Source organism: Streptomyces sp. NPDC027962 (genome assembly GCF_055566095.1).
Window position 1 is genome coordinate 1 of record NZ_JBVHTA010000090.1, and the last position, 4446, is coordinate 4446.

The 4446-nt window shown below is 70.7% G+C and carries 6 protein-coding genes; 5 read left to right on the plus strand and 1 reads right to left on the minus strand.

Annotated elements, in window-relative coordinates:
- Positions 1 to 103 precede the first annotated feature (103 nt).
- The 3 genes from ACZ4SA_RS36615 (at position 104) to ACZ4SA_RS36625 (ending at position 3259) form a co-directional block, all read left to right on the plus strand.
- Positions 104 to 841, plus strand: a complete 738-nt coding sequence (locus tag ACZ4SA_RS36615) for a VOC family protein (protein ID WP_468283091.1) — start codon at positions 104 to 106, stop codon at positions 839 to 841.
- Positions 842 to 1053: 212 nt separating this feature from the next.
- Positions 1054 to 1428 carry a hypothetical protein gene (locus tag ACZ4SA_RS36620; RefSeq protein ID WP_468283094.1) on the plus strand — a complete coding sequence of 125 codons (375 nt, stop codon included), beginning with the start codon at positions 1054 to 1056 and terminating at the stop codon, positions 1426 to 1428.
- Between the two features lie 241 nt (positions 1429 to 1669).
- Positions 1670 to 3259 carry a choice-of-anchor I family protein gene (locus ACZ4SA_RS36625; protein ID WP_468283097.1) on the plus strand — a complete coding sequence of 530 codons (1590 nt, stop codon included), beginning with the start codon at positions 1670 to 1672 and terminating at the stop codon, positions 3257 to 3259.
- A 52-nt stretch (positions 3260 to 3311) separates the two neighbouring features.
- On the opposite strand, the gene ACZ4SA_RS36630 is transcribed toward ACZ4SA_RS36625, so the two are convergent.
- Positions 3312 to 3485, minus strand: coding sequence for a DUF397 domain-containing protein (locus tag ACZ4SA_RS36630; RefSeq protein ID WP_468283100.1), 174 nt, complete (start codon positions 3483 to 3485; stop codon positions 3312 to 3314).
- 226 nt (positions 3486 to 3711) lie between these two features.
- On the opposite strand from ACZ4SA_RS36630, the gene ACZ4SA_RS36635 reads away from it, so the two are divergent.
- Both ACZ4SA_RS36635 and ACZ4SA_RS36640 read left to right on the plus strand, forming a co-directional pair.
- A complete protein-coding gene (locus ACZ4SA_RS36635; RefSeq protein ID WP_468283103.1) occupies positions 3712 to 4059 on the plus strand; it encodes a hypothetical protein in 348 nt (115 codons plus the stop codon).
- Positions 4056 to 4334, plus strand: a complete 279-nt coding sequence (locus ACZ4SA_RS36640; protein ID WP_468283106.1) for a hypothetical protein — start codon at positions 4056 to 4058, stop codon at positions 4332 to 4334. Before ACZ4SA_RS36635 ends, ACZ4SA_RS36640 begins: the two co-directional genes overlap by 4 nt.
- Positions 4335 to 4446 lie beyond the last annotated feature (112 nt).

Genomic DNA, 4446 nt, shown 5'->3' on the forward strand with positions numbered 1-4446 from the left:
GCGATCGCGAGGGTGTCCAACTCTGTCTTCACACACTGACGTTGGACGCCCTCGTCCCATGCGCGCAGCCGATCCCTTGGAATCGATCATCTAGGATCTGCGCATGGCAACGAGACTCGTGCAGATCAACATGAAGGCCCAGGACGACTCCGTGCTCGGTCGGTTCTGGGCGGAGGCACTCGGCTGGGGTGTCGACATCGAGGCGCCCGGTGTCACCAACCTCGAGCCCGTGGGCTTCGCCTATCCCGGCCCCGTGGCCGTCTGCATCGACATCGTCGCCCGCCCGGAACCGAAAGAGGTGAAGAACCGGGTGCACCTTGATCTGGCCACCACCTCGACCGCCCATCAGAAGGAGCTGGTCGCGCGCCTGAAGGACCTCGGTGCGACGCTCGCCGACGTGGGACAGGGTGACGTCCCCTGGACGGTCATGGCCGACCCGGAGGGCAACGAGTTCTGCGTCCTGGAGCCCCGTCCGGTCTACCAGGACACCGGGCCGATCGCCGCGGTGGTGGTCGACTGCACCGACCCGCGGGCGACGGCCCGGTTCTGGGACGAGGCGATGGACTGGACGCTGCACGAGGTCACCGACGACCACGCGACCATGCGCTCCGCCCAGGGCGTCGGCCCGTACCTGGAGTTCCTCCGCACCCCCGACACCAAGAGCGGGTGGAACCGCGTCCACCTCGACGTCGCCCCCTACCCCGGTGACGACCTGGCAGCACAGGAAGCCCGACTGCGCGCCCTGGGCGCCACCGACCCCGGCATCGACCAGTCCGCGATCCCCTGGACGGTTCTGGCCGACCCGGAAGGCAACGAGTTCTGCCTCCTCACCCCTCGCTGACCTCGAGCCACGGCTCCGGCCGTTCACGGGTCGGGCGCCGGCGCAATGACCGACGACAGCGGGCGGCCCTTCCAGCGTCCGACGCGGGGCCCACCGTCAGTGCCCGTCCCGAGGCTCGTCCCCGGCCAGGTCGCACAGATCACTGGGAGGGGCCGCGCGATGGGTGCCGGCGGTTGGGGCGTCACTCCGTAAACGGCAGTGTCGAGGAGTCGTTGACGGCTCTGCACCGCCAGGTCTTCCGGGAGCTCTACGGCGACGACGACACGTACCGGAGTATCGACGACCTCCGGGACGACGGGGAGTTCATGGCCGAGGAAGGGACGCACTCGATCCTCGACGTCCAGCGCGTCGTCCACTCGACCGCCGCCCCGTCGCCGAGCGACATCGAGGACTACGGCACGCTGCGTCCGCCGACGCCCGGCCGGTTCGAGGAACTGCTCGCCCAGGCTTATACGGCCATGGGGCAACTGGACCCCGATGAGTGGTTGATCGGCGAGTGCCGGATGCGGTGGACCGGCATATACGTCGTCCTCCACACCGGAGGCGAGCCCACCCGCCTGGGCATCTTCGGATACTCGGGCGACTGAACGCGCCCGTACCCAACCCGCGCCGGGCGGTTACGTGACGGGGCAGATCGGCCACGGCAGTTGGAGCGTGCCCGTGCAGCGGACGCAGCCCATACCGGGCCCCGGCCCCCAGGAGTGACCCCCGAAGCCGCGCAAGCGCACACCGGCACACCGGCCCCGCGACGAGCGTTGGGCTCCCGTTAACGCAGTACGGGCCCGTGGTTCATCCGCAGTCGCCGGGGGTGCAGCACGCTGCGGGCTCATGAGACCCCGCAACCGCATACTCGCGCTGGCTGCCGCCGCCGTGGCCGCCGGCGCCGCCGCGCTGTCGCCCCTGTCCGCCACCGCCACCACCACGACCACCGGCGAGAGCGCGGTGCGGAAGGACGGCATCGGACTCACGTTCCTCGGCCGCTACTCCAGCGGCTCGTTCGACGAGAGCGCCGCGGAGATCACCGCGTACGACGCCGACAGCCGCCGGTTGTTCACGGTCAACGCCAAGACCGGCACCGTCGACATCCTCGACCTCAGCGACCCGGCCCGGCCCCGCAAGACCGGTGAGCTGGCGACGCCCGGCGCCAACAGCGTGGCCGTGCACAAGGGTCTGGTGGCGGTGGCCCAGCAGGCGGCGGAGAAGACCGACCCGGGCACGGTGTCCTTCTTCCGCGCGGCCGACGGCGCGAAGGTCCGTACGGTCACCGTCGGCGCGCTGCCCGACATGGTGACGTTCACGCCCGACGGGCGGCAGGCCGTCGTCGCCAACGAGGCTGAGCCGGACTCGTACTGCGACGGGACCGCCGACCCGGCCGGTTCGGTGAGCGTCATCGACGTCGCGCGCGGCACCGTGCGGACCGCCGGCTTCGAGAAGTGGGACGGCAAGGAGGACGAGCTGCGTGCGGCGGGCGTGCGGATCACCGGCCCCGGCGCGTCCGCGAGCCAGGACCTGGAGCCCGAGTACGTGGCGGTCTCGGCGAACAGCCGCACGGCGTGGGTCACGCTCCAGGAGAACAACGCGCTGGCCGTCGTCGACCTGAAGCACGCCAAGGTCCGCAAGATCACGCCGCTCGGTCTCAAGGACCACAGCCTGCCCGGCAACGCCCTGGACCCCTCCGACAAGGACGGCGGCGTCAACATCGCCCAGTGGCCGGTGCAGGGCATGTACCAGCCGGACTCGATCGCCGCGTTCACCGCCGACGGCGGGCAGTACACCGTCTCGGCGAACGAGGGCGACGCCCGCGAGTACGACTGCTACGAGGAGGAGGTCCGGGTCAAGAACCTCGAACTGTCCCCCGCCGCCTTCCCGAACGCCGCCGAGCTGAAGCGGGACGCCGCCCTCGGCCGGCTCAAGGTGACCTCCGCCTCCCCGCGTGACGCGGAGGGCCGTGTCACCGAGCTGCACGCCTTCGGCGGCCGGTCGTTCTCCGTACGGGACGCGGGCGGCGCGCTGGTCTGGGACTCGGGCGACGACCTGGAGCGGCTGACCGCGCGGCTGAACCCCGAGCACTTCAACAGCACCGACTCCAAGAACGACTTCGACTCCCGCAGTACCGCCAAGGGCCCGGAGCCCGAGGGCATCACGACCGGAACCGTCGACGGCACGCCGTACGCCTTCGTCGGCCTGGAGCGCGTCGGCGGGATCGTCGCGTACGACCTGAGCGACCCGCAGCGGCCGACGTTCGCCGCGCACATCAGCACCCGCGACTTCACCGGCGACCCGGCCGCGGGCACGGCGGGTGACCTCGCCCCCGAGGGGCTCAGCTTCATCCCGGCGGTGGACAGCCCGAACGGCAGGCCGCTGCTCGTCGTCGGCCACGAGGTGTCGGGCACGACGGCCGTCTACCAGGTGGGCTAGACCCTCACGCGGGCCCGCCCGGGGTCGAGAAGTACGACGCCGGGCGGCCGCGTCACGCGGTGGCGGCCGCCGACTTGAGGGACGTGACGAACGACGTCCACGCCGGGGCCGCGACCGTGAGGACCGGGCCGCTGGGGAGCTTGGAGTCGCGGACGGGTACGACGCCGGTGTGGGCGTCGCGTACGCCCGCCGACCCGTTCGTCTCGTGGGTCCCGTTCGACGGCATGACCGGTGAGTTCGTCCACCGCATGCCCACGCGGCGGGACTACCCGCTCTCGACGGCCCGGTACTTCGACACCCATTGGTTCCAGAGCTACAAGAGCGACGAGCAGGCGTGATCCCGGCCGGCGCCACCGGGCGGCCGCTGTGCGAGCGCTGCTAGATTCCGGCCACTCGTCCCGAGCCGCGTCGCCTTGCCGCTGTGACCGGGCCGTCGCTCCGCTGGAGGATGCATGCACGTCGACATGTCGCTCTACTTCGGCCCTGTCCTTGTGACCTCACTCGGTCTGCTCTACACGCTCAACCCCTGGGGGCTCGGCGACGTGGCCTTCAAGCATCTCAACCGGTATCCCCGTACGGGCTGGTCGGCGGAGTCGGCCCGGCGTCAGGCCTATGTTCTCGGCAGGACGTCTCTTCTGATCGGGCTGGGCGCGCTCATCTGGGTCCTGCTCCTGGATTTCGACGCGCCGTACGGGGCCAAGGCGGCCTTCCTGGCGGTCGCCGTTCCACCGGCTGTGGCTCTGGTCGGCTGGACCATCGTCGACACCGCTCGCCGTGCGGACGAGGTGCGTCGCGGATGAGCCGGAGTGCGGGCGGTCGCACCTGGTCCGCGACGAAGGGAAGACATCCCGTCGGTTCGTCGGTCCGGGGCACCGTCAAGAGCGTTGCCGCCTTCGGCGTCTTCGTCGCGGTCGGCGGCGTGCGCCCCTGCGGCGTGGTTGCGGACCTCGCCGGGTTGCGCAAGGACCCGGCCGACGAGTCGGTGGTGATCACGCCTGCCGTGGGTGACGTGGTCACCGGTGTCGTGGTCGAGCACGCGGAGCACAACGAGCAGTTGAAGATCCATCTGAGATGAAACCACCTGCTGGGGGCGGGTGCCGGGAATGTCCGTCGGGGTGATCACGGGCCGGGCGCTGTTGTACAGTCCGCGCCCCGTCGTGACGTAAGGAAAAGGTCCATGCGAACTC

Coding starts and splice junctions, on each gene's coding strand:
- ACZ4SA_RS36615 (WP_468283091.1), top strand. CDS start 104: ATGGCAACGAGACTCGTGCAGATCAACATGAAGGCCCAGGACGACTCC.
- ACZ4SA_RS36625 (WP_468283097.1), top strand. CDS start 1,670: ATGAGACCCCGCAACCGCATACTCGCGCTGGCTGCCGCCGCCGTGGCC.
- ACZ4SA_RS36630 (WP_468283100.1), bottom strand. CDS start 3,485: ATGCCGTCGAACGGGACCCACGAGACGAACGGGTCGGCGGGCGTACGC.
- ACZ4SA_RS36635 (WP_468283103.1), top strand. CDS start 3,712: ATGCACGTCGACATGTCGCTCTACTTCGGCCCTGTCCTTGTGACCTCA.
- ACZ4SA_RS36640 (WP_468283106.1), top strand. CDS start 4,056: ATGAGCCGGAGTGCGGGCGGTCGCACCTGGTCCGCGACGAAGGGAAGA.